This is a genomic window from Microseira sp. BLCC-F43 (assembly GCF_041929235.1).
GTDB lineage: Bacteria > Cyanobacteriota > Cyanobacteriia > Cyanobacteriales > Aerosakkonemataceae > Microseira.
In genome coordinates, this window is record NZ_JBHFNP010000057.1 from 43,609 (window position 1) to 69,505 (window position 25,897).

Below are 25,897 nucleotides of genomic sequence, written 5' to 3' on the forward strand. Positions count from 1 at the left end.
ATGACGACTCCAGAATTTTCTGCCGAATTGGAACGGGCAATTGCAGTTGCCAACCAATACAGCTCAGAATTATTGCGGCGACCGGGTGTTGTTGCTGTTGGTGCTGGTGTGAAGCGCCGCGCCGGTTTGTTAACAGGTCAAGCTGCGGTTGTGATTACCGTTCGAGAAAAGTTGAGCTTAGAAACTCTGCCACAACGAAATTTGGAACCGCTGCCTCAAGAATTAGATGGTTTACCAGTGGATGTAATTGAATTCCAAAAACCAGTAGAAAGCGAACAAATCCGCCAAGCCATTGAACAAGCGATCGCGGTTAAGGATCGGGTGGCAGACAGTTGGTTGCAGCAGGAAAACGTCACGGGTATTGGTGTGGGTTATAAAGTCAAAGATGCTACCACCACCAATGAAATTGCGATTCAAATCTTCGTACAACAAAAGTTACCTGCTACCGACGCAAATCACCGGGGCTGGCAACTTGTCCCTCCAGATATAGACGGCGTGCCAACGGATGTGGTGCAATTGGGGCCATTTACTGAGTCCGTTGCCCCATCTGGAAGCCGTGCCAACCGCAAAGACCCCTTATTGGGCGGACTTGCTATCGGACATGCTTCTAGCCCCTTCACCTATGGCACCTTGGGTGCGATTGTTTTCGATAATGCCAACAACCCGATGGTGCTTTCCAACGAACACGTGTTGGATGGGGATATTGGAGAAACTGTTCACCAACCCAGTCCTGTCGGCTTGGATGACAGCTTTGAGATTGGCTTCCAACTCGACGTTTGCCATCCGGCGAACTTTGTGCGAATTGATACCCCAGATACCGTAGGCGGTAGTATTCTGGCGGGGGCTGCGGCTGCGGTTGCCCTGGCGGCTGCCCTTTCCGACGAGATTGACCCAACCAGAGAAGGCCAGCAGGCCACACCGCCACCGGACGGAGCGATTACCCAAGCAGAATATACCAAAGTCAAACTTAACTATCACCAATATCCCTTACCAGGGACTCCCTTCCAGCTGGAGGCTAAGTGGGAATACGAACGTAGAACGAACAAAGGCATCTTGACACACGCAGAAGATCCCAGTCGGCAGAACCCGCATACGCTGCTGTACCATCGATTGTTCAGCGATCGCCAACTTTACGCCCCTACAGATACGATTGAGTTGTTTGGGGTGCTAATTCCCTGTTTAGAAGGCCGCGTTTCCGGCAAAAACTACCACTGCATAGCACTGCTACGACCTAATCGCATCGATAAAAGCTACCCCATCGTTTTGCGGTCTATCCAGGAATATCCAAATTCCAACGAACTGCGGCAACAGTTTTTCCGCCTGCTGGAAAGGCAAGAACTCACCGAAGATGAAAAAGAACTGCTCAAAGGCCAACGACGTTTGTGCATTTACTACGGTGAGTTTTCTGCTGCTGGCGTTCCCTTGGGTTCCTGGTTTCACTGGATGCACGTCCAAACAATCAATACTGTACCACCCGGTACAGACCCGCTCGTTGCTGCCCAGACGATTGGAGGTTTGGCAGTTTCCAACCACTACCGTTCCACACTCGACATTGCCTGCGGCCCGTTTGTGTTCGAGGATGATGGTAGTTTCGATATTGAACTGCTTAGTTTGAGATAGCAGCTTCGATTTGGCGAACATTCACCTGTGTCTCCCGTTCCCTTGTGTTCTGTAATTGCCTGCATAGCCTTGGCTTCCGTCCATCAAGGGACCTCAAGTATTGGAAAGAAATTGCGACAGGTGGGGTGGCATTGAACGAGTATGAACGAGCTGCCCACTGGCAAGGTACTCAAGTTCAGAGGAGGTTGATTGGCGTCCTAGAGCTTCGTTGCGATGTGGATGGCGACCGAAGTGGGCAATCACATCGCGATGTCTGCGTGCTTGTGCGGCGGAAAACTCTAGCAACTCGCGATACTCCTGCGATGCTTCCTGCACGAGTTCTTCTGCCAGCTTGACCGCCAACTCTAGTTTTCTGAGATCCTCAGAATGCCCCAGTGGCAGGAAGAAGAACGTCTTCTCCCAGGGGGTTTCCAGAGCCGCGTAGTGACCCATTTCAATCCCTTCGAGTGCCAGGGTGCAAGCCTTCGAGTCCTGTGCGAATGCTTGAGCAGTTCCCCGGTGGAGCGTGCGTGAGAACTGGTCTAGAACGACGATCAGCGCCAGCCGCGACCGTGGCTCATTCGACCAGGCATCAAGTTCACCGCGCGCCGCTTGTTGGTGCAGTGATGAAAAATGCTTCGTTATATCGGCATCAGCACCAGAACGAAACCACCATTCCCACTGACGAACCATTGCTGCTATTTCGCCTTTTGGTTGACTGGGAAACCAGAACTGGAGAACATCTTCAGAGCGTTCAGTTTTCATGGTTACCTTCCTTAACGCTGCTGTCTAACTCTTTATTGTGCCTCACCCTGCCTGCGATTCGTCGGCATAACGGCTCCCTTGGCAGCTGTAAAAAACCTTCTCTCCCGTCACTTCACCTGATTACCGAGTGCAATCAAGGTTTCTCTAAAAGAACAACAACCCAAGTACAACCAATACTTCCAGTACCCTCACCAGCACCAGCACCACCACCAGCGATCGATTTAATTTCCCAACCAGCAGCGAGATAATCTTCTAAATGCTCTTGCACAATACCGTGACTTTGTTCTGGCGATCGCTTTCCTAATATTCGATAACCTTCTCGATCTAGATAAATTGTGACTAACTTCTGCATAGATGATTTTCCTGATTACAACTCTTCACACTAATTTGGGGCAGCAAACGGCATCATATCCCCATCCTGCTAGAAATTGATGTGACGGCAGCACGAGATGCAATCCGCGACTTGAAAAAGACTGGTCAAAGCATCAGTTTTACGGGTTGCTATCAAAAGAAGATTCCTTTGGTAGCTGATTTGTGCTGGTTCTGCTGGCGAAGAAGTGCTGAAGTTGCACCTAAAGCACCAAAGGCTAGCAAACCTAATGCGGCACTAGGTTCAGGAACTTGACTAATCCGAATTACTTGCCCAAGTCCAGCTTTTAAACCGTTGTTTGAAACATAGATATTACCATTTGAATCAATTGCTAAACCTGTAGGCGCGATTAGTCCATCCATAATCAAAGTCTGGCGCTCACCAGTAGGAGAGACTTGCAGCAGCGCACCGGTTCGGTCTGGTGATAAAAGCGAGTTCGCGGCATATTGTAGGACATAAAGATTGCCAAACAAATCGAAGTCAATATCGATGATATTGGTAAATCCTGTAGCAAAAACTTCTGGTTGATTAGTATTAGAGTTAATTCGATAGACACGTGCCTGACCTTGGGGAAAGGGAAATCCTGTCAGTTCGCCTACATAAATAGCACCATCAGGCCCACGAGCAATTGATGTGGGAACCGATTGCATTGAAAAAGCAGGGCCACCAAAAGGACTGGGTACGAAGCGTGGCGGAAATACCGATTGCACCGCTAAATTACTGCCATTGGTTTCCACCCTCAGAGCATCGTTGCCTGCGGCATCAGTTAGAAAAGCAGTATTATCTTCAATTAGTAAAGAAAAGGGATTGCTTAAAATTTCTCCGCCATCAGGATTTTGCGCTACTTCAAACGCTTCTAAATCTGCGATTGTGCTGAAAGTTGGGTTGGAATTTAAGTTATCAACGCGCACGAGGGTGCCAAAAGGGGAGAATCGACTATCCGAAGCACGTTGTTCTGGTGTGCCAATCCAACTCAACAGAATGAAGGGGTTTCCAGCGTTATCAAAAGCAATATCCGTAGCTCCACTACCAGAATCGCCATTGAGAAAAGCAGTGGAGGGTAAACCAGTTAGCACCCGCTCGGCGACGCCGTTCTGAATTCGCGTGACGGCGTTGGTTGTCCCATAGCAGGATACCCCTTCAGCAGATGTCAGACAAGGCCCAGATCCGCCTCTTCCCGCTTCTGTGACATAAAGAGCGCCATCCGGCCCAAAGGCAAGCTTTCTGGGATTGTCCAATCCGCTGGCTAAAACTGTAAAACTTGCAGCTTGTACCGCCTCTGCAACAGAGAAAGTAAACAGTGTTGCTGCTGTAGCTGCTACGGCAATTTTTTCCAGCATGATTAATCTCCTCATCATTATTGACACGCAAGGAGAGCGATCGCTTTTCTCTGCCTGAAATGCGATCGGTTATTTAACAAAAATGATGCTTTATAAAACCCATAAATGACAACTATTTCTGTATAATCTTTCCCAAAAAACACAAAAAAACTAATAAAATAAATTTTTATACTTACAAAAGTAAGCTTGGCTGTGTTTTATAATACTTGTGTATTTGCTACACAGAATATTTAGGCTTAGATAATACAAAGCCAGGATGAAGGCGCAGTATTTATATGTGCTGATAATGTCTTCAAATTATGCAGCGCTTGGCGGTGCTAGAAGAAGCAGTCGCGGCGGCGAAATCGCGGAAAGCCCAGTCTAGAAGCTTTATGATTTCTCATTGTTTTCAACAGGATTCATGGCGGTTTGCGATCAACTTAAAGAAGAGGTTTGAGTTATTTTTTAATTATTTTTAGGAAAAAAAATGATGGCAGCGACACCTTTACAAGATAGTGGAATGAATGAACAGTCAAAGTTAGGCTGCGAGCAACCGCAATTTGACTGTCGTTGTAGCGATCGCATCTCCAATCGTACTGGATGCAAAAGTATTCAAGCCCTGCGCCACTCCAGAATTAGGCTCTTGACTTCCCCCGGACACCAATCGCTAGCCAACATCGGGTCGAGTAGGGACGAAGCTTCTCGCTCTACTCGTCGAATGGCTAAAGCCACTGCTCGAATATTTCTGCTAGGAAATGGCGGACAATCTCGCTCAACCAGGGTCTGCAAAAATTGACCGTCCACTCGCCCCAACGCTCCCAACAAATCAACAACTTTTGAATCTTGGACTCGTTTGATATCGATTTGATGTAGCAGTTGGCGCGTCGATTCTTCCAGGAGGGGAAGGAGTCTAGAATCTTCCAACAGTGCCATGACATTGAGCGTATCAATAACAGAGCCAGCCACACCGCCTTCCAACAAATTCTGCGAATGCAAGCGATCTGGAATGCAACCAATAACGTGAGCGACCTCTAAAGGAATATGTTTATTTGTATCAACCCAATCGGCAATTAATTCCCATAGGCGCTGGATAACTTGCGGTTCGGTTTCGCGCTCAAATGTGACAGCTATTTTAGTCAGTTCGCCTTCCCCTAAAGTCATGCCCCATTGCTTCTGTGCTTTGATAACCGACAAATAATTCAACTTCAGAATTTTCGGTCAGTCGATGCTTAAAAATCCGCCTTGTCAGGCGGATTTTTCGACAAACTTATCCCACTTCGCAAGCTGGCGATCGCGAGGAAATACAAACAGATCGGGACTAAAGCCCCTGTTACATGCGATCGCATCGCGACAGGTTCGTCAAATCAAACCCCCAATCGGACTGCCTCGGACGGGAATTATCTTCACCTCTGAGAGTCCAATCCTGCATCGTGGTCGGGTACAATACTTTCTACTTCGCGCAACATGCGGAAGGTATAACTAATAGCGCCAACAAGCAACAAGCTCACAGAAGATATAACGTATAGCAGCCCCATTCCTGCACCTTTTCCCGTACCGAATATGCCACCGAAAACAGCCCAAAGATTGCCCCCCTCAATCATAGCTGGTTCAAAAACGTAGTCAGCCAACGGCCCAGCAATCAAGCTGGCTAGTGCCCCACAGATTTGTACTGCTACAGAACGAGTAGCAAACACTCGCCCTTGTAGGTGTGGCTGCACCTTGGTCAGCCAAATAGCATCATTAGCACTACCCAGTAAGGGAAAATTGAGCGATGAACTAAATTGGGCAGGAATCCAGATAAAAAGCGATTGACTCAAACCAAAGATAGTTTTGCTCAAGCCAGCACCGATAAAACCGATTAGCATCCCGTGAATTCGCCGTTTAGGGCCTCCCCAAATGCTAACCAAAAAGGCACCCACAACCCCACCAATTCCAGCGGCAGAGTAAAGAGTAGCTAACAAAGTTGCATTATTGCCAGTTATAGCCAAAATCATGGGTGAATAAATCCCATCACCAATGTCATGGGCAAATACAAATAATGACATAGAAATTAAGAGGGCTAGCAAGCTGGGATGGGCAACAATATAACGGTAGCCAACAATCAATTCTTGCCAAATATTAGGATAATCTTGCTCTGGGTGAGTGGGCTGCGGAATCGTTACTAATAACAGCGTGTAGATAGCGATCGCAAAGGTAATTAAATCTATCAGTAAAATTCCAACTAGCCCAACCAACGGGTAGAAAATACTGGCAATTGCAGGAGCAACAATGCTAGAACCGTAATGCACGGCGGCACCCATACTACTGGCGCGAGTATAGTGTTGTTTGGGGACAACTAACGCAATTGAAGCCGAGTATGCCAAAAACTGTATTTCACCAAAGGCACTCTTAACGGCACTGGTGACAAACAAATGCCAAACTTGTAGATTGCCTGTAATATGCAACAGTAAAATAGCAATCGTGCAAAGTGCTGCGATCGCATCCCCCACCATCATCAGGTGCTTGCGATCGCAGCGGTCTACAATAGCACCAGCAAATAAAGAAATGGGAATACGAGGCAGTTGGGAGAAGAAAACAACTAAACTGAGTGCAGTTGCCGAACCTGTAATTTGCCAAACCCATAAGGTCAGGGCAAATTCGGTCATATAACTGCCAATTGTAGAAACAAGTTGACCGCTCCAAATAATGCTGAATGTACGCACGATATACTAGGTAATAAGGTTTGCTTTTCTGCCAAAACAAGATATTTAAACAACTGATCGATTACTACATTTGCCGCCAGAATATCTCCCCCGCGCCAGACCGAGTAATCGACTAAATATACGCGATTTTGTTGGATACCTCGCAATTTTTTCCAAAGAGGTTTTTGCTTGAGCCTGTTCCATATCTGCCGATCGTTTTCCGCAAAAGTTGCCACAAACAGAATATCACCATCTGCTTTTTCTAATTCTTCAGAAGAAAGCTTTATTCTGCCCGAAGGAATTACAATATCCTGTGCGGGAGGACGTTGCAGTTCTGCTGCTTCAAGAATCGAGCCAATGAACGAGTTTTTTGCATCGACAGCTATTTCATCACAACAGAGATGTACAAAAGAAATTTTCTGTTGTTTGTTGCGATCGCTCAAGGCCATTTCCAACTTTTTCAAGCGTTGGCTATAATCTTTCAGCAGTCGCCCTGCTGTCTCAGTTTTACCAAGTGCGTTGGCTACATCAATAAAATTTTTTTTCCAAAATGATGTTCCTTCCCAGTCGAACAACACTGTAGGAGCAATTTGAGACAATTGCGGGTAGATCTTCCGATTAATAATAATTCCCAGAATCAGATCGGGCTTCAGTCGCAAAATTTTTTCTAAATTAGGTTGATTCTGATCTCCAACCCATTCAACCCCAGTCACTTTATCTTGCAAGTAAATTGGTATCTGTATCCCAGAAGCAGCCGGATAGGAAGTAATTCCAACAGGCTTAATACCAAGGGCAAGCAAGTTAGCTAGAGTGGGTGTCCAAAGAACTACGACGCGCTGGGGATTAGCAGGAATACAAGTTTCACCCATTGCATGTTTAATAATTCTACAGGCTGAAATCGCCCTTGGCGAATGAGAAGTTACTATATTTTTATGAAAATTGCCGCTGCAACCTGCCACCAAGAAAAAAGACAAGCAAGCTAGTAACAAACCTTTAAGAACGCGATCGATTAATTGGGGCATTTTGGTAATTCGTAGCTAACAAATCAGGAGATGACAAATATTCTGATGTTGGCTTTGTAAGACAGCTTATGTTTTTACTCATCTTTGTTGCTATTTGTCAATAGCTTATCGGTAAAATTTTTAATTTTAATCGAGTTACGATATAACTTGCTGACTCCGCCGAATAGCTTCTTGGCGACGAGCGATCGCCCACTGGCGCGATCGCCACAATACCAAGCCAGTAAAGAATAATCCAGCCGGTGCTAACCCGATAAATACATAAAGTATTCGCATTTCCAATCCACCATAACTACCAATATGTAAAGAGTAAAGCGAATATATAATTTGAGTAGCTAAAGGTGCATTCTGAACCGTATTAACCTGCACAACTTTTCCGCTATATTGGTCAACAAATACTTGGCTATCACTACTAGCGCTACTCAGAGAAGTATCTTGAGAAAATCGTTTACCAACTCTAAACAATCCTTGCGAATCAGGCGGTAGATCGATCCAAATTGTTTGAGTACCTGGTAAAGCTTGCTCAGCTTTGCTCAAAATCAAATCAATTGCCACAGTTTTCCTACCAGCAGCAGGCTGGGACTTTGAAGGAATAGTAGGCATTGGAGTTGCTGTCAGCGAGTACAGTGCTTTTTCAACTTGAGTGAAAAAGCTCATTGCTACCCCTGTCGATACAATCAGCAAGAGAAACGCAACCGATAATATACCAACTACTTTATGGACATCGTAGTTAATCAATTTCCCTGGAGCTTTCCACCTGATCTTAAATCCTGAAGCAAATTTTTTCCACCCAGGCCATAAAAACAGCCCTGTTACGCATAATATTAGCAATAACAGCCCATAAATTCCTACTACAACTGCACCTGTTTCACCCATAAGCAAGTTGATGTGTAAGTTAACGAGAATATCCATCAAAGTTTTTTCCTGCAAGCGGGAGCCAAGAATGTCTCCGTTGTAGGGGTTGACGTACAAAAAAACTGTTTGTTTGCTCTTAGATTCGCTCCAAATTTTATAAACTCCTGCCGCTGACAACGGGATATCAACAGATTTGATTGAAAGCTCTGGATAGTTGAAGCGAACTTTGTCCACTACAGACTGTAGAGGCACGCGCTTTTCTCCTGGAACAACTTGTAGTAACTGCGGCTCAAAAAAGCGATCTATTTCATTTTTAAACACCAACAAACTACCAGTTAAAGCAATAAAAACTAGCACCAATCCAGCGATATAACCTATATACCTATGCAAAGATAATGCAACTTGCCGTAACTTCATTGCTGCTGAGCCTCCTAATGGTTGAAAAAATTTAGTGACAACTGACAAAAAAGCCATCAAAATTCAAAACCAATTGAACCTTGAATTGCCAAAGGCGAACCGGGAAAAACGCGCAAAGGGCCTTCAGCGTTTTCAAAATATCTATTGTCAAACAAATTCTTAACATTGAGAGCCGATCTCAAGTTTCCCCTCCTGTAAAAAATTGCAGCATCGGTGCGTAAGTAACTTGGTAAAGTAAAACTGTTGCCAAGATCGCCCTCGCGTTCTCCAACATAAAACAAACCCAAACCAAAACCTAACCCCTGCAAATTACCGCTTTGAATTTCATAAGTTGTAAACAAACTAGCGCCGTGTTGAGGCACGTTATCCAGTCGGTTTCCAATAGCAAAGGCGTTGTCTTCAACAATCCGCGCATCTATATAAGCGTAAGAAGCAATTATTCTCCATCCCGGTAAGATTTCGCCAGATATATCTAAGTCAATTCCCCGACTTCTCTGTTCGCCTGTTTGGATAGAAAAATTAGCATCTCTAGGATCTGGGGTGAGAACGTTCTGGCGCGTCAGTTGATAAAAAGCGAGGGTGGAAGAAAGTCTTCCTCCTAACAAATCAGCTTTGACGCCCACTTCATATTGAGTGCCTTCTTCGGGTTGAAATAGCGCGTTGTCAAAGCCAGTTCCGCTGACAGGATTAAATGACCTCGTGAAGCTAGCGTAAAGTGAAATAGGTTGAATGGGTTGATATACAATGCCTACCCTGGGGCTGAATGCTTGCTCGGATTGCTCTGTTCTGGTATCGGCTAATTTATCTGTTAGCCTTTGTTCGTATAGATCGAAACGTCCACCCAGAACTAATTTCAAGTTATCTAAAAGTGAAATTTGATCTTGGATGTAAAACCCAGCCGATTGTGTCAAGGTCCCATTGTCAATACTGAAGGTAATAGGGCCTAAAGGCGCGCCATAGACTGGATTGAAAACGTCGAGGGGCGCAATATCTCCAATATCAAATCTGTTTTTGAACAGATTTTCTCTAAATAACTCGACTCCAACCAGTAACTTATGTTCGATTGGCCCTGTGGAGAAGTTACCAACCAAGTCTGTTGTAAAAATTTGGGTATCTGTACTGCTAGTTCCTGTTGCGTAACCGCGATTCAGCGTGCGACCATCTGGTTCTAGACTATTCGGAAAGAAACTGTCTTGGTCGTAAGAAAATAGTGTAATCCGGAAAGCATTACGCAACGACCAGTTTTGGCTAAATCGATGCTCAAGCTCGTACCCAACTCGCTCAACGCGGTTATCGTTAAAGTCTTTACCGGGTTCGGCAATATTGAGGTTAATCGGTATTCTACCGTTGGGATTGGAGCGCACTGAGCCAATGGCTGGTAAACCGCGATAGTTTGGAAAACTCGATCTGATAATTTCTCCTTGTAGGGTTACTCTTGTCTGGTCGCTAATCGCCCAAGTCAACGCGGGGGCAACTAATAAGCGCTCAGTTTCCGCAAAATCAACGAAACTGTCTGAATTTTGGTAGGAAAAATTGAATCGATACAAAAGATTTCGGCGGTTGTTCAGCGGTCCGGTCAGATCGACTGTTCCACGATAAAAGTTATAGTTTCCTGCTGTGAATTCAAGTTCATAGAAGGGATCGCGTTCGGGTCTTTTTGTCACAATGTTAATCACACCGCCGGGGCTGCCTTGACCAAACAAAACTGAGGCTGGCCCTTTCAAGACTTCTACTCTCTCAATCAGTGCAGTTTCGTTTGGCACTTGAGTGTTACTACTATCCCTCAAACCATTTCTGAGAATATTTAGGCTTTGAAAGCCTCTAATGTTAAATTGCTCAAACGTACTCAGCGATGAAGTTGTTTGATTGACGCCGCTGACATTTCTGAGGGCTTCTTCTAAGCGGGTAACTCGTCGGTCTTCTAATACCTGTTGGGGAACAACTTGAATCGATTGAGGAACGTCTCGTATGGGGGTATCTGTTCTGGTCCCAGTCGTCGCTTCGGTGACTCGATATGTTTCCTGCTGTCCTGTGACGACGATTTCAATTGGCTGTTCTCTTTGTGGCTGAGTTTCTGGTGTGGTTGGTTGGGTAGGGCGAACTTGTGTCCCCACTTGACCCGATGGTATGGTTGGTTGGGTAGGTTGAACCTGTGTCCCCAGTTGACCCGATGGTCTGGTGGGTTCGACAGGACGAACTTCTATCCCCACTTCTCCTGGGGGTCGAGTCGGTGTGGGTCGAACAGCGGTGCTATCAGGCGTGGAATTCAAGCTGACAATTAAACCCCTATTCCCGGAAGTCACTCTTGCGGTGGGTACACCTGCCTCACCGATAACTGTGACTCGGATGCTATTTGCATCCAATGGTGCAACGGTGACGGAAACAATTCCTGGTGCTGGGTTGTTGGCACGAAACGGTTTGCCTTCTGGTAAACGCAGCTTTGCGGTAATTACATCTGTAAAGAAAGTTTGACCGTAGCTGGCACTGAAGGCTTGTAGCGGTTTACCGTTTTCCGTCTCTAGGATTACCTCTACGCCTCCCGGTGTTGGGTTAAGTCGCACGCCAGTCACCTCGACAATCTGCGCCGAGGCTGGTGTGGAAACCAACACCGATACGATACCTGCCAATCCAAGGGCATTCAGGAATTGTACTTGTTTCACTCGCGTCTCCTCACACAATCGTTGAAAATTCAAGGCGGTCGGTGGGCGCAGCAAAGATCTTTTGCTTGCAGCGTCCCGATGCAGCCATCTGCCTGAGTAATCAAGAATAATTTTCAATAAGTATCATGCTCTAGTTGAGAATAGCAAGCAAGTTTAATGAAAATTTTATGCATTAAGTTTTAACCATCTGGCTGGGTTACAGCTTTTGCCTCTCTGGATAGATGGAGATTCATCCTGAATGCGATCGCTTGAGCCAATTTTCTACAGTAAAAGTTTTAAGCCAGCCATGAGGCGGTTACTTTAAGACGAGGGGATCTTGGAGCGTCAGATCGTTGGTATTGATTGTCCTCAGAGGACTTTAAATAACTTCAACCTAATTTTAGAGACTCAGAATATTAGCTTTGTTTATATATATACCGAAATAATTTGCAAATACTTTTCGTTTACTGCTTGTCAAGATCGCAAAGTTTCTCTACTGTTAGTAAAGTTATTGATAAAAAAAAGCAATAGCTTAAAGGAGAAGCTGTTAAATAAGCTGGTTAGCCAGACTGCCCTCGTAGTCGCCAAGCTCAGCACTACGGCATTGGATACGGAAACATTGCTGCTCAAGGTCTGATATCTTGGCCACGAAGATCGGTAGCGTATCACCCGGACTCCGTGTCGCTATGGACGAGCGGCTGGCTGTCGCCAAAGCTAATACCCCCTACCCCTGTGCAAAAGTCGAGTTAAGCGAAATGCGTCCTGAAGAAGTAAGTTTTGTCTTGCACAATCTCAGAATGCTTGCGCCTGCTTAGAATTGCTGATTTGACGTTAAATGAGGGGTAAATGTATGCGTTTTCCACCTTTGTCCAGCTTTGCGGCGATTAGAGGTGTTGCGATCGCTTGCACCCCGCAAAAATTCGCAGACACCAATAGACCTCTTCAAAAAACAACCTCAAGGGCAGGCAGGATGCCCACCCCACAAGAGCGACGGAAACTGCATTGCTATTAGGTAGAGTTGGCACTAAAAAGAATGACCCCCAAGAATGACTTTCCACAACTTCCGGTTGATGGTTCCACAATTGTAGAACTGTTGCGCCACAGGGCTTTGCACCAGAGCGAGCAATCTGCTTTTACTTTCTTGCAAGAGGTCGAAACTGCACAAGCAAGCTGGACTTATTGTGAGTTGGATCGACGCAGCCGAGCGATCGCATCTCAACTTCAGATAATGGGTTTGAGTGGGGAACGTGCCTTATTGCTTTATCCACCGGGGTTGGATTATTTGGCGGGTTTTTTCGGTTGTTTGTATGCGGGAGTGGTGGCGGTTCCTGCTTATCCGCCACGCAATCATCGGAATACGCCAAGAATCAAAGCGATCGCATCGGATGCACAGGCTGCGATCGCGCTTACTACATCGGCAATTCAATCCAAAATTAAATCTTTAATTGATGTAAGTTCTCTACAGTGGTTAACTACCGATAACTTGCCTGCGGGAATAGAAGATTGTTGGGAAGAACCGTTTATTCAAACAGATACATTAGCTTTTCTACAATATACTTCCGGTTCCACGGGAATACCGAAAGGCGCAATGTTGAGTCATGGCAATTTATTGCATAACGCTGCCACGACTTACCAATACATGGAACATTCGCCAGCAAGTAAATTTGTTTCTTGGTTGCCTGTTTACCACGACATGGGATTAATCGGTGGGATACTGCAACCTTTGTATGGCGGATTTCCTTGCTTTTTAATGTCTCCGGCATCTTTTTTACAGAATCCTTATCGCTGGTTAAAGACTATTTCCGATTATCGAGGTACTACTAGCGGTGGCCCTAATTTCGCCTATGAATTGTGTATTCAAAAGATTACTCCCGCACAACGCCAAACTCTCGATTTAAGCAGTTGGAGTGTGGCTTTTAACGGTGCCGAACCGATTCGATGGGAAACTTTAGAAAGGTTTTCGGAAACCTTTGCCTCATGCGGTTTTCGTCGGGAAGCTTTCTACCCCTGTTACGGGATGGCGGAAGCAACTTTAATGATTTCCGGCAAAGTAAAGGCAGATTTTCCGGCGGTGAAGACAGTTAGCGCATCGGGGTTGGAGTGCGATCGCGTAATTGAAGCTGATAATAAAACAGAGGATATCCGAAGTTTTGTCAGTTGCGGACGCACTTTACCCGAACAGCAAATTGTTATTGTACATCCTGAAAAATTAGCCTGCTGTCAACCCGATGAAGTGGGGGAAATTTGGGTATCTGGGCCAAGTATTGGTCAGGGTTATTGGAATCGAAAACAAGAAACAGAAGCAACTTTTCGCGCCTATTTAGCTGATGGCAGGCAGGATGCCTGCCCCACAGGGGCATTTTTAAGGACTGGAGATTTAGGTTTTTTACAAAATGGCGAACTTTTTATTACTGGAAGGCTGAAAGATTTAATTATCATCAGAGGTCGCAATCTCTACCCGCAAGACATCGAACTAACAGCAGAAAGCAGTCATTCGGCATTGCGGAAAGGCAGCGTGGCGGCGTTTGCAGTGGAAGTAGAAAATGAAGAAAGATTGATAGTTGTACAAGAGTTAGAATTTCGCCAAAAACCGGATTTCGAGGAAGTAACTGCCGCGATTCGTCAGGCAGTGATTCTGGAACATGAAGTGCAAGTTTATGCTGTGGTGCTGATTAAAGGTGGGAGTACTACGAAAACTTCTAGCGGTAAAATTCAACGCCGTGCTTGCAAGGCAGAATTTCTAGCAGGCACTTTGGAAGTATTAGCAAGCAGCTTTTTGGCAAGTGAAGAAAAGGCGGAAAATTCAACTCGTTTAAATCGAGAGGGAATTTTAGCAATTTCCCAGGAAGAACGTCAGTCACTTTTAGAATCTTATCTTCTGGAACAGGTGGCACAAATTATCGGTGTTTCGCCATCTTTCGCGGGCAAAGACCAACCTTTGATTAGCTTTGGTTTGGATTCCTTAAAAGTCTTTGAATTAAAAAATAGAATTGAAGCTGATTTTAAAGTAACCGTATCTGTGGCTGACTTCTTCGAGGGTGCTAGTATTTCTGCACTGGCGATGCAGATACTCTCTCAGCTTACAAACGACATAGTAAATTCGGTAAATCTATCTCCCGTTGAGAGAAACTCTAACGAACATCCGCTTTCTTTTGCTCAGCAAAGACTTTGGTTTATCAATAAGTTAGAACCAAATTCTTCTGCTTACAACATTGCGATCGCTGTTCGCATAAAAGGGCAGTTAAATGAGTTGGCGCTGGTGGAAAGTCTAAAAGAAATTATCAGACGCCATGAAGTCTTGCGAACGAATTTCAAAGAAGTAAATGGGGAATTAGTTCAGGTAATTCAGGGGTCAGGCGATTGGGGAGTGGGGATGGCAGGCAAGATGCCTATCCTACAAGACTGGAAATTTTCAATCGAAAGTTTTCTAGATCGGGAAGCTCAACAACCTTTTGATTTAGGAGAGGGAAGTTTATTTAAAGCCAAATTATTGCGTCTGGATGCAGAGGATAACATATTACTCCTCACCATGCACCACATTATTTTTGATGGTTGGTCTACTGGTGTTTTGATTCGCGAAATGACAGCACTTTACGCAGCTTTCTTAACTGGAAAACCTTCGCCTTTGCCAGAAAATACTATTCAATACGTAGATTATGTCTATTGGCAGCGAGAGTGGTTAAAAGATGAGGTTTTAGAGTCTCAACTTGCTTACTGGAAGCAGCAATTAGGCGGTAATCTTCCGGTACTGAATTTACCAACTGACTATCCGCGTCCAACAGTTTCTACTTTCCGAGGTGCTAGGCAAACTTTAGTACTACCGGAAGCTTTGCGGGAGGGAATTAAAGAACTGAGTCAGCAGGAAGGTGTGACTTTATTTATGACCTTGCTGGCGGCATTCAAAACGTTGCTTTTCCGCTACACTCATCAAGATGATATTCTCGTAGGTTCGCCTATTGCTAACCGGAATAACGCTGAAATTCAGTCAGCAATTGGATTTTTTGTCAAGACTTTAGTATTGCGAAGTAATCTTTCGGGCAATCCCAGTTTCCCAGAGTTACTGAAGCGGATACGTCGGGTTGCTTTAGATGCTTACTCGCACCAAGATTTACCTTTTGAAAAGTTGGTGGAGGAACTGCATCCAGAGCGAAATTTGAGTCACACACCGCTATTTCAGGTAATGTTTGCTCTCCAGAATTTCCCTATGCCAACTTTGGAAGTTGCGAATTTAAACTTGCAAGTTCAAGAGGTTGATACAAAAACGGCAAAGTTTGATTTAACTTTGTTTGTGGAAGATAGAGGGCGGGAACTTGTTGCTACTTTCGAGTACAACACCGACCTGTTTAAAGCAACTACGATTAACCGAATGTTGGGGCATTTCCAAAATTTGTTGGCAGGTATTGTTGCCAATCCTAACCAACGCCTTTCGGATTTACCTTTGCTAACAGAGGTTGAGCGAAATCAGCTAATAATCGAGTGGAATCAGACTAAAACAGAATACTCACATAATTTGTACGTTCATCAATTGTTTGAGGAGCAAGTACAACGGACGCCCGATGCAGTTGCAGTTATCTTTAGGAACGAACAATTAACCTATCGAGAACTCAACCAGCGGGCGAATCAACTAGCAAATTACTTGCAAAAGCTAGGGGTAAAACCAGAGGTTTTTGTCGCCATTTGCGTAGAACGTTCTATTGAGATGTTGGTGGGACTTTTGGGCATTTTGAAGGCGGGAGGAGCCTATGTGCCGCTAGACCCTACCTATCCAAAAGAACGACTAGCTTTTATGTTGGAGGATGTTCAAGCACCTGTGCTATTGACTCAACAACACCTATTAGAAGTAATACCTGCCCATCCAGGAAAGGTTGTGTGTTTAGATACAAATTGGCAGGAAATTGGCGAAGAAATTTCAGAAAATCCCATAAGTAATGTCTGCGCTGATAATATTGCCTACGTTATTTATACTTCCGGTTCTACGGGTAAACCCAAAGGAACTTTGATTCATCACCGAGGCTTGGTAAACTACCTTAGTTGGTGTACAAAAGCTTATAGCGTCGAACAAGGAGAAGGTTCGCCCGTTCATTCTTCGATTTCGTTCGACATGACTATTACAGGGCTATTTTCACCTTTATTAGTAGGTGGAAGAGTTGAACTTCTGCCGGAAGAGAAAGGTGTAGAAACTCTGGCGAAGACGCTACGAAATAATTCCAACTTTAGCTTGGTAAAAATTACTCCTGCTCAGTTAGAATTATTGAGTCACCAGTTATTGCCGCAGTCAGCTGCTGGGAAAACTAGAGCATTTATTATCGGTGGCGAAAATTTATTAGCTGAAAGCATTGCTTTTTGGCAAGAAAACGCACCCGATACCATGTTGGTTAACGAATATGGGCCAACAGAAACCGTAGTTGGATGCTGCATTTATCAAGCAGCAAAAGATAAGCAGTCGGGATCGGTTCCTATTGGTCGTGCGATCGCTAACACTCAACTTTACATTTTAGACCGATATTTGCAACCAGTACCTGTAGGAATCACAGGCGAATTGTATATCGGCGGCGCGGGTGTTGCTAGAGGTTATTTGCATCGTCCCGAACTCACTGCGGAACGCTTTATTCCTAATCCTTTTGGTGCCGGAGAAAGGCTTTACAAAACAGGGGATTTGGCGCGTTATCGTGCTGATGGAATTATTGAATATCTCGGGAGAATTGACCATCAGGTGAAAATGCGAGGATTCCGCATTGAACTATCGGAAATTGAAGCGGTGTTGAGTCACCATCCCAAAGTGCGGGAATGTGTAGTTTTGGCAAAATGCGATCGCTTAATCGCTTATGTAGTTCTTCATCCTGGGGAAACTCTGACAATTAGCGAATTGCGAACCTATTTGGCAGAAAAACTGCCAGAATACATGGTACCTTCGGCCTTGGTGACGTTGGATTCGATGCCACTGACAGTTAATGGTAAAGTCGATCGTAAAGCATTGCCAGTACCCGAAAGTCTGCGTCCAGAATTAGAAGTAGTTTATGTTTCGCCGCAAACTGAACTGGAACAAATTATCGCTGTTATTTGGCAAGAAGTATTGCAATTAGAAAAAGTGGGGATTTATGACAACTTTTTCGACCTCGGCGGACATTCATTGTTGATATCCCAGGTGCATAGCAGACTACAAGCGAGGTTGGAGCAAAACATTTCGATGGTTGAAATGTTTAAATATCCAACTATCGAATCATTGGCTAAATATTTGAGTGTAAAACGAGAACAAAAGCCAATATTACAAGAGATTAGCGATTTAGTTCAGAAGCAAAGATTGGCTCTTAAACGTCAAAAAAGATTAATGAAACAAGTGAGGTTGGGAAATGACTGAGGAGTTAGAAAGCATAGCGATTGTCGGCATGGCAGGTCGTTTTCCCGGTGCCAAAAACATCGACGAATTTTGGCAAAATATCCGGGATGGCGTAGAATCAATTAGATTTTTCAATGATGAAGAGTTGTTGGATTCAGGGATAGAACCGGAGGACTTGAAGCAACCGAATTATGTAAAAGCTGGGGCAACTTTAGAAGACATAGATTTATTCGATGCAGCCTTTTTCGGCTTCAGTCCCAGAGAAGCACAAATGACCGATCCGCAACATCGGCTGTTTTTAGAATGTGCTTGGGAAGCATTAGAAAATGCTGGCTATAATTCGGAAACTTACCCGGATCGAATTGGTGCTTTTGCGGGGGTTGGTTGGAACAGTTACCTGTTCAACAATCTTTATTCAAACCGCGAATTTATAGAAGCGATCAGCGGTCGTCAAGCATTAATGGGAAATGACAAAGATTTCCTCACAACTCGCCTTTCTTATAAGTTAAATTTGCGGGGGCCAAGTATTAATATTCAGACTGCTTGTTCCACATCATTGGTAGCCACAAGTTTTGCTTGTTCTAGCTTGTTAAGCTATCAATGCGATATGGCTTTAGCGGGTGGAGTTTCTATATTTGTGCCGCATAAAACTGGATATTTGTATCAGGAAGGCGGAATTTTATCTCCTGATGGACATTGCCGAGCTTTTGATGCCAAAGCGCAGGGAACTGCGATCGGTAACGGCGTGGGAATTGTGGTTTTGAAGAGATTGTCGGATGCGATCGCAGATCGAGATTGCATTCATGGGGTAATCAAATCAGCCGCTATTAATAATGACGGTGCTTTAAAAGTTGGATATACAGCGCCGAGTGTGGAGGGACAAACAAGAGCGATCGCAGAAGCTATTGGCTTAGCAGGAATTAATCCCGAAACTATTACTTACATCGAAACTCACGGTACTGCAACACCTCTAGGAGATCCGGTAGAAATTGCCGCACTCACAGAAGCTTTTTCACTTTATACAAATAAGAAAAGATTCTGTGCCATTGGTTCGGTAAAAAGCAATATCGGACATTTAGATACTGCTGCTGGCGTCGCAGGTTTAATTAAAACCGTCCTTGCTCTCAAAAACAAACAAATACCCCCTAGTTTGCACTTTCAAGAACCTAACCCTGAAATTGATTTTGACAGGAGTCCTTTTTATGTGAATACCAAACTCTCTGAATGGAAAAGTAATGGCACTCCCCGTCGCGCTGGAGTCAGTTCTTTCGGTATTGGCGGCACAAATGCTCATGTAATTTTGGAAGAATCTCATAATTTCACGCGCAACGTCTCTTTGTCAAACGCAGAGGGGAGAAAGAATCATTTATTAGTTCTTTCTGCTAAAACTAATTCAGCATTAGAAACGGCGACAACAAATCTGGTTGATTACCTCAAGCAACAAAAAGATTTAAACCTTGCAGATGTAGCTTACACATTACAGGTAGGAAGACGAAGTTTTAGTTATCGGCGGACTGTTGTTTGTCAGGATATAGAAGATGCGGTGAAGGCGTTAGAAACTCAGGCAGCAAAACGAGTTTTTAGCAGCTTTCAGGAATGTTGCGATCGCTCAGTTGTATTTATGTTTCCCGGACAGGGTTCGCAATATGTAAATATGGGGCGAGAACTTTACCAAACCGAGTCAGTATTCTCTCAACAAATCGATCGTTGTGCCGACATACTTAAACCGCATTTGGGATTAGATATTCGCCATATTCTTTATCCTAGTGAAGAACAAATCCAAGCTGCTGAAGAACAACTTAAACAAACCTGTTTTACCCAACCAATTCTATTTGCGATCGAATACGCTCTCGCTCAATTATGGATGAGTTGGGGAATACGTCCTGTTGCAGCAATCGGTCATAGCATTGGAGAATATGTAGCTGCCTGTATTGCTGATGTTTTCTCCTTAGAAGATGCACTGGCATTAGTAGCAATTCGCGGACAACTGATGCAGGAACTTCCTAATGGTGCCATGCTTTCCGTTCCACTTTCGGAAGCAGAAGTACAACCTTTGTTGAATGAGGAACTTTCTTTAGCTGCAAACAACGCGCCATCTTTATGCGTTGTTTCTGGTACGATAAACGCAGTAGAAGCATTGCAAATTCGCCTGAAAAAAGAGGGTATAGAGTCTCGTCGTTTGCAGACTTCTGGTGGTTTTCATTCCCAGATAATGGATTCGATTATCGAACCTTTCATCGAGCAATTAGCGAAAATAAAATTAAAGTATCCTCAAATTCCCTTTGTTTCTAACTTAACTGGCACTTGGATTACTGCCAAAGAAGCGACAGAGCCAATTTATTGGGCAAAACATCTCAGACAAACGGTAAGATTTAACGAAGGAATCGCCTGTTTACTGCAACAACCTGGGCGCATTTTTCTAGAAGTTGGCCCCGGAAAAACCTTAAGTACTTTCGCTTTGCAACATCACAATGGGCTAGTGCTAAACTCCATGCGCCATCCCAAAGAAATCCAATCGGATGTAGCATTTTTATTGAATACTTTGGGTCAACTTTGGTTAGGAGGATTCCAAATAGATTGGTCTGGGTTTTATGCTGGGGAATCTCGTTATCGTATCCCGTTGCCAACCTATCCATTTGAGCGTCAGCGTTACTGGATTGATCCGAGAAAACAAGTAGGAAAACAGGAAGTAAATTCCCCACTACCTACTACTCAATACCCACTATCTACTAGCGAGTCATCAGTTGCTCCAAGCAATCAAATAGAGAGTATAATTGCAGAAGCTTACCAAAGATTACTAGGTGTTCAACAGGTAGGCATTCACGACAGCTTCTTTGATTTGGGCGGACATTCCCTGATCGGCATTCAGTTAATTTCCCAACTGCGGAAAGATTTCCAAGTAGACTTATCTCTCAGTACTTTGTTTGAAGCACCTACTGTGGCAGAATTAGCATTTTTTATCGAAGAAATGCTAATTGAGGAATTGGAACAATTACCTGAAGAAGCTGAGGAACTTGTATCAGTAGTTTACCAGTAATAAGCAGGTAATTATGTATAAGTTCAGATAAACGATGAGGAATAAATAGGGTGTAGAGGGACTATGGACATCAGAAAAGACGAACTTTTAGCAAGAAAGTCTAAACTTTCGCCTGCCAAACGAGCGCTTTTAGAAAAGCGATTGCGGGGGGAAGTTGAATCCAATTCCAAATTAAAAACTATTCCTCGACGTGCCGAACAAAGTCCTGCACCGCTTTCCTTTGCACAACAGCGATTGTGGTTTTTGCATCAGTTTGATTCTGGAAACGCTTACAACGAAATTTCATCTGTGCATTTAAAAGGTTCGTTGAATGTGGAGGCGCTGGAGAAAAGTTTGAATGAAATTGTGCGCCGTCACGAAGCGTTACGAACCACTTTCGAGATGGTGGATGGACAAGCTGTGCAAGTTATCCATCCCAGTTGGGATTTTAGATTGTCGATTTTGGATTTCTCAACAGTTCAAAATTCGATCCCCCCTAACCCCCCTTATCAAGGGGGGGACAAGATTCAAGATTTTGTAACTGAGGAAGTTAAAAATTCGATCCCCCTTAACCCCCCTTATCAAGGGGGGGACAAGATTCAAGATTTTGTAACTGAGGAAGTTAAAAGATTTTTCGATTTAACCAAAGCGCCTTTGTTGCGAGGCACATTGCTGAAGCTGGGTGAACAAGAATATGTGCTGGTGTTCGTTATGCACCATATTATTTGTGATGGTTGGTCGATGCGATCGCTCATTAGGGAAGTAGCAGCACTTTACGAAGCTTTTTCTCATAGCAAACCCTCATCATTGCCAGAACTTCCCATTCAATATGCTGACTTTGCAGTTTGGCAGCGTCAATGGTCTAAAGAGCATTTGCAAAACCATCTTTCCTATTGGAAACAACAATTGACGGGTGCAACAACTGTATTGGAACTTCCAACAGATAAACCGCGACCTGCTGTACAAACTTTCCGAGGTGCAACTACTCACTTTCAACTATCGCCGAGTTTAACCGAAAAGCTCAAATCTCTCAGTCAGCAGTCGGGTTGTACTTTGTTTATGACCCTGCTGGCGGCATTTCAAACCTTACTTTATCGCTACAGCGGACAGGAAGATATATCAGTTGGAACTCCAATTGCTAATCGCAACTACAGCGAAATTCAGGGATTGATTGGGGTTTTTGTCAATACCTTGGTAATGCGAACCGACCTTTCAGGAAATCCAAGTTTTCGGGAATTACTCAATCGCGTCCGTCAGGTAGCATTAGGTGCTTACGCACACGAAGATTTGCCTTTTGAGCAACTGGTAGAAGAACTGCAACCAGAACGAAACTTGAGCCATCAACCGCTGTTTCAAGTGATGTTCGTTTTGCAAGAAGATCCGATGCCAGAATTAATTTTACCTGGTTTAACTTTAACCAGACTGCAAACGAACAGCGGCACCTCTAAGTTCGATCTCACCCTCTACATGGTAAACAGCGAATCCGGATTAACCGGAGAGTTGGAATACAATACCGACTTGTTCGATCCTGCTACTATTAACCGAACAATTAAACATTTTACTGCGTTATTAGAAAGTATCGTCTCCAATCCAGAGCAAAGGTTATCAGAATTACCGATTTTAACCAAGTCGGAACAGCAAACTTTGTTAGTAGAGTGGAACGATACTGCGAGCAATTATCCCAAAGATACTTGCATCCATCAACTATTTGAAGCGCAAGTAAAACGAACACCTGATGCAATTGCAGCGGTCTTTAAAAACCAGCAGCTTACCTATCAAGAATTGAACGTCAGAGCAAATCAATTAGCGCATTATTTGGCAGCGGTAGGAGTGCAGCCAAATGTGCTGGTAGGCATTTGTGTAGAACGCTCTTTAGAAATGCTAATTGCGCTTTTAGGGATTCTCAAAGCAGGAGGAACTTATGTACCTTTAGACCCGGCGCATCCTCAAGAACGGCTGGCTTTTATGTTAGAAGATGCCAACGTTCAAGTGCTACTAACGCAAAAGCAAGTTGTGACGGCGCTACCGAAACATAATGCAAAAGTAATCTGTTTGGATGCAGACTGGGAAAGTATTGCACGGGAAAACAAATTTAATCCCGTCAGTCGATCGAATTCTGATAATTTAGCTTATATTATCTACACCTCTGGCTCTACTGGCAAGCCAAAAGGCGTGGAAATTTCTCACAGTGGAGTCGTCAACTTTTTGACTGCGATGAACGGTACTTTGGGACTGACAGAAGGAGAAGTTTTCCTATCAGTTACTACGATTATTTTTGATATTGCGGGGTTGGAACTTTATTTACCATTAATTAGAGGCGATCGCACAATTATAGTCAGTCGTGAAGTCGCTGCTGATGGCTGTCAATTATCAGCTTTGTTAGCGGAAACTAACGCTACAGTTATGCAAGCGACTCCAGCTACTTGGCGAATGCTTTTGCAAGCGGGATGGGAAGGAAGCGATCGCTTAAAAATCCTCTGCGGCGGAGAAGCACTTTCTAGAGAATTGGCAAATCAGTTATTACAAAAAGGATCTGTTGTTTGGAATTTATATGGCCCCACAGAAACCACCATTTGGTCAACAATTTATCGGGTGGAATCTTCTGAGGGAATTGTGTCGATTGGGAAAGCGATCGCCAACACGCAATTATACGTTCTCGATCGCCATCTGCAACCAGTTCCTATCGGGGTACCGGGAGAACTTTACATCGGCGGTGCAGGGTTATCAAGGGGTTATTTAAACCGTCCCGAACTAACTGCCGAAAAGTTTATTTCCAATCCTTTTAGAAATCAGTCTGAAGGACGACTCTATAAAACTGGCGACTTAGTTCGCTATTTACCAGATGGAAATTTAGAATATCTCGGTCGAATTGACCATCAAGTAAAAATTCGCGGTTTCCGAATTGAATTAGGAGAGATAGAAGCAGCATTAAGACAACATCAAACTGTGCAGGAAGTTGTAGTTGTGGCGCGGGAAGATAAACCCGGTGTTAAGCAGTTAGTTGCTTATGTCGTTTCCAATGAAAAAGCAGGCGAGCAAACAAATTTTAACAATCTTTGCTGCTTTCTCCGAGAAAAATTGCCTGAATACATGGTGCCATCAACCTTTGTTTTCCTGGAAACATTGCCATTAACACCCAACGGTAAAGTAGACAGACGCGCATTACCAGCACCCGATACAAATAGAAGCGATTCAGAATCAGTCAATGCAGCACCGCGCACGCCAATCGAAGAAAATATAACCAAAATTTGGGCTGAAGTTCTCAACCTAAAACAGGTAGGAGTTAACGATAACTTCTTTGATTTAGGTGGAGATTCTATACTCAGCGTTCAGGTAATCGCTAAAGCTAAAAAAGCTGGTATTTTAGTCACTCCAAAGCAAATATTTGAACATCAAACCATCGCCGAATTAGCAACAGTTGCGGGGACAACAGCAACAAGTCGCGCCGAACAAGAACCGATAATTGGCCAAATTCCTCACACACCCATTCAGCACTGGTTTTTTGAGCAGAACTTGCCGGAAAAACATCATTGGAATTTGGCAATTATGGTGGAACTGCGGCAACCTGTCTCCCCCGATATCTTGAAACAAGCATTACCTTCATTGTTGGTGCAGCATGACACATTAAGATTGCGTTTTTATCAAGAAAAATGCGGCTGGCAGCAAGTAAACGCCAGTCCCGGTGACGAAGATACTTTTTTTGCACAGATAGATTTATCGACTCTATCTCCAACTGAACAAGAATCTGTTATTCAGGCCACAATTACAGAAATACAATCAAGTTTAAACCTTTCCCAAGGGCCAATCGCACGGGTGGCATTTTTTGATTTGGGCGTGCAACAACCCAGCCGCTTGCTGATAGTTGCCCACCACCTAGCCGTTGATGGCTTCTCATGGAAAATTTTACTGGAAGATTTGGAAAAAGCGATCGCTCAACTCAGTCAAGGTAAAACCATTCAATTACCGCCCAAAACCACCTCATTCAAACAGTGGTCTTATCGAGTGCAAGAATATGCAAAATCAGCGGTTTTACAAGAAGAAAAAGCCTACTGGCTGTCACAGGCGCAAAAACCAATATCCCCCCTACCAGTAGATTACCCAGACGGCGATAACACAGTTGCTTCTGCCCAAACTATTTCAATCGCCCTCAGCGCCGAAGAAACTAATGCTTTGCTACAGCAAGTACCGCAAGTATACCAGATGCAAATTAACGACGTATTGCTGAGTGCGATCGCGCAAGCATTTGGACAATGGACAGGCCATACTTCGCTGTTAGTTGATTTAGAAGGGAACGGCAGGGATGACATCTTTAACGATTTAGATTTATCGCGTACAGTCGGCTGGTTTACAACCCTTTTTCCAGTAGTTTTAGACTTAGGAAAAACAACCAATTTAAAAGATGCCTTGATTTCGTGTAAAGAGCAACTTCGCCGGATTACAAATGAAGGATTGGGCTATGGCGTATTGCGCTATCTCACAGAAGAAGCAACCCAACTGCAAAGCGCACCGCAAGCCGAAGTAATCTTTAATTACTTAGGACAATTGGATAGGTTTATACCTGAAGAATCTATCTTTAAACTGACGCATTGGAATTTAGATCCAAGGCGCAGTCCCCAAGGAAAGCGAACCCATTTGCTAGAAGGAAACGCCTTTGTTAGTAATGGACAATTGTGGCTGACTTGGACATACAGCGAGAACTTATATAAACGCGCCACAATTGAAAGTTTGACTGAAAATTGTTGGCAAAAGTTGCGAGAAATTATCGCCCACTGTCAATCTCCCGAAGCCGGAGGTTACACGCCTTCTGACTTTCCCGATGTGGATCTGAGTCAAGCACAACTAGATAAAGCTTTGGCAGAACTAGACCTTTTTTAATCGGA

13 protein-coding genes are annotated in these 25,897 nt (G+C 44.2%); 5 read left to right on the top strand and 8 right to left on the bottom strand.

Annotated features, from left to right (window positions below; all coding sequences use genetic code 11):
• On the top strand, window positions 1-1,620 hold the full coding sequence (locus ACE1CM_RS09765; protein WP_374877218.1) for a hypothetical protein: 1,620 nt from the start codon (window positions 1-3) through the stop codon (window positions 1,618-1,620).
• Between the two features lie 93 nt (window positions 1,621-1,713).
• On the opposite strand, the gene ACE1CM_RS09770 is transcribed toward ACE1CM_RS09765, so the two are convergent.
• The 8 genes from ACE1CM_RS09770 to ACE1CM_RS09805 all read right to left on the bottom strand — a co-directional run bounded on the left by ACE1CM_RS09770 (window position 1,714) and on the right by ACE1CM_RS09805 (window position 11,685).
• A complete protein-coding gene (locus ACE1CM_RS09770) occupies window positions 1,714-2,364 on the bottom strand; it encodes a DUF924 family protein (protein WP_374877219.1) in 651 nt (216 codons plus the stop codon).
• A gap of 133 nt (window positions 2,365-2,497) precedes the next feature.
• Entirely contained in the window at window positions 2,498-2,716 is a 219-nt protein-coding gene (locus ACE1CM_RS09775) for a hypothetical protein (protein WP_374877220.1), read from the bottom strand.
• Window positions 2,717-2,868: 152 nt separating this feature from the next.
• On the bottom strand, window positions 2,869-4,074 hold the full coding sequence (locus ACE1CM_RS09780) for a ScyD/ScyE family protein (RefSeq protein ID WP_374877221.1): 1,206 nt from the start codon (window positions 4,072-4,074) through the stop codon (window positions 2,869-2,871).
• A gap of 591 nt (window positions 4,075-4,665) precedes the next feature.
• Window positions 4,666-5,247: a hypothetical protein gene (locus ACE1CM_RS09785; protein WP_374877222.1), complete on the bottom strand. Its 582-nt coding sequence runs from the start codon at window positions 5,245-5,247 to the stop codon at window positions 4,666-4,668.
• 209 nt (window positions 5,248-5,456) lie between these two features.
• On the bottom strand, window positions 5,457-6,698 hold the full coding sequence (locus ACE1CM_RS09790; protein WP_374877223.1) for an MFS transporter: 1,242 nt from the start codon (window positions 6,696-6,698) through the stop codon (window positions 5,457-5,459).
• On the bottom strand, window positions 6,695-7,756 hold the full coding sequence (locus tag ACE1CM_RS09795; protein ID WP_374877224.1) for an ABC transporter substrate-binding protein: 1,062 nt from the start codon (window positions 7,754-7,756) through the stop codon (window positions 6,695-6,697). Before ACE1CM_RS09795 ends, ACE1CM_RS09790 begins: the two co-directional genes overlap by 4 nt.
• A 135-nt stretch (window positions 7,757-7,891) precedes the next feature.
• Window positions 7,892-9,025 (bottom strand): PepSY-associated TM helix domain-containing protein, encoded by a 1,134-nt coding sequence (locus tag ACE1CM_RS09800; RefSeq protein WP_374877225.1) that lies wholly within the window; start codon window positions 9,023-9,025, stop codon window positions 7,892-7,894.
• Between the two features lie 56 nt (window positions 9,026-9,081).
• On the bottom strand, window positions 9,082-11,685 hold the full coding sequence (locus ACE1CM_RS09805; RefSeq protein ID WP_374877226.1) for a TonB-dependent siderophore receptor: 2,604 nt from the start codon (window positions 11,683-11,685) through the stop codon (window positions 9,082-9,084).
• Between the two features lie 665 nt (window positions 11,686-12,350).
• Here ACE1CM_RS09805 and ACE1CM_RS09810 point away from each other — a divergent pair.
• The 4 genes from ACE1CM_RS09810 (at window position 12,351) to ACE1CM_RS09825 (ending at window position 25,892) form a co-directional block, all read left to right on the top strand.
• Window positions 12,351-12,479: a hypothetical protein gene (locus ACE1CM_RS09810; RefSeq protein WP_374877227.1), complete on the top strand. Its 129-nt coding sequence runs from the start codon at window positions 12,351-12,353 to the stop codon at window positions 12,477-12,479.
• Between the two features lie 218 nt (window positions 12,480-12,697).
• On the top strand, window positions 12,698-18,022 hold the full coding sequence (locus ACE1CM_RS09815) for an amino acid adenylation domain-containing protein (RefSeq protein WP_374877228.1): 5,325 nt from the start codon (window positions 12,698-12,700) through the stop codon (window positions 18,020-18,022).
• Window positions 18,015-21,038: a beta-ketoacyl synthase N-terminal-like domain-containing protein gene (locus ACE1CM_RS09820; RefSeq protein WP_374877229.1), complete on the top strand. Its 3,024-nt coding sequence runs from the start codon at window positions 18,015-18,017 to the stop codon at window positions 21,036-21,038. The genes ACE1CM_RS09815 and ACE1CM_RS09820 overlap by 8 nt, the downstream gene beginning before the upstream one ends.
• Before the next feature lie 63 nt (window positions 21,039-21,101).
• On the top strand, window positions 21,102-25,892 hold the full coding sequence (locus ACE1CM_RS09825; protein WP_374877230.1) for an amino acid adenylation domain-containing protein: 4,791 nt from the start codon (window positions 21,102-21,104) through the stop codon (window positions 25,890-25,892).
• Window positions 25,893-25,897 lie beyond the last annotated feature (5 nt).

Bases quoted from the DNA above. Each gene is read 5' to 3' on its own strand.
- ACE1CM_RS09800 (WP_374877225.1), bottom strand. From the start codon at position 9,025: ATGAAGTTACGGCAAGTTGCATTATCTTTGCATAGGTATATAGGTTAT.
- ACE1CM_RS09775 (WP_374877220.1), bottom strand. From the start codon at position 2,716: ATGCAGAAGTTAGTCACAATTTATCTAGATCGAGAAGGTTATCGAATA.
- ACE1CM_RS09825 (WP_374877230.1), top strand. From the start codon at position 21,102: ATGGACATCAGAAAAGACGAACTTTTAGCAAGAAAGTCTAAACTTTCG.
- ACE1CM_RS09810 (WP_374877227.1), top strand. From the start codon at position 12,351: ATGGACGAGCGGCTGGCTGTCGCCAAAGCTAATACCCCCTACCCCTGT.
- ACE1CM_RS09790 (WP_374877223.1), bottom strand. From the start codon at position 6,698: ATGACCGAATTTGCCCTGACCTTATGGGTTTGGCAAATTACAGGTTCG.
- ACE1CM_RS09795 (WP_374877224.1), bottom strand. From the start codon at position 7,756: ATGCCCCAATTAATCGATCGCGTTCTTAAAGGTTTGTTACTAGCTTGC.
- ACE1CM_RS09820 (WP_374877229.1), top strand. From the start codon at position 18,015: ATGACTGAGGAGTTAGAAAGCATAGCGATTGTCGGCATGGCAGGTCGT.
- ACE1CM_RS09770 (WP_374877219.1), bottom strand. From the start codon at position 2,364: ATGAAAACTGAACGCTCTGAAGATGTTCTCCAGTTCTGGTTTCCCAGT.
- ACE1CM_RS09815 (WP_374877228.1), top strand. From the start codon at position 12,698: ATGACCCCCAAGAATGACTTTCCACAACTTCCGGTTGATGGTTCCACA.
- ACE1CM_RS09765 (WP_374877218.1), top strand. From the start codon at position 1: ATGACGACTCCAGAATTTTCTGCCGAATTGGAACGGGCAATTGCAGTT.
- ACE1CM_RS09780 (WP_374877221.1), bottom strand. From the start codon at position 4,074: ATGCTGGAAAAAATTGCCGTAGCAGCTACAGCAGCAACACTGTTTACT.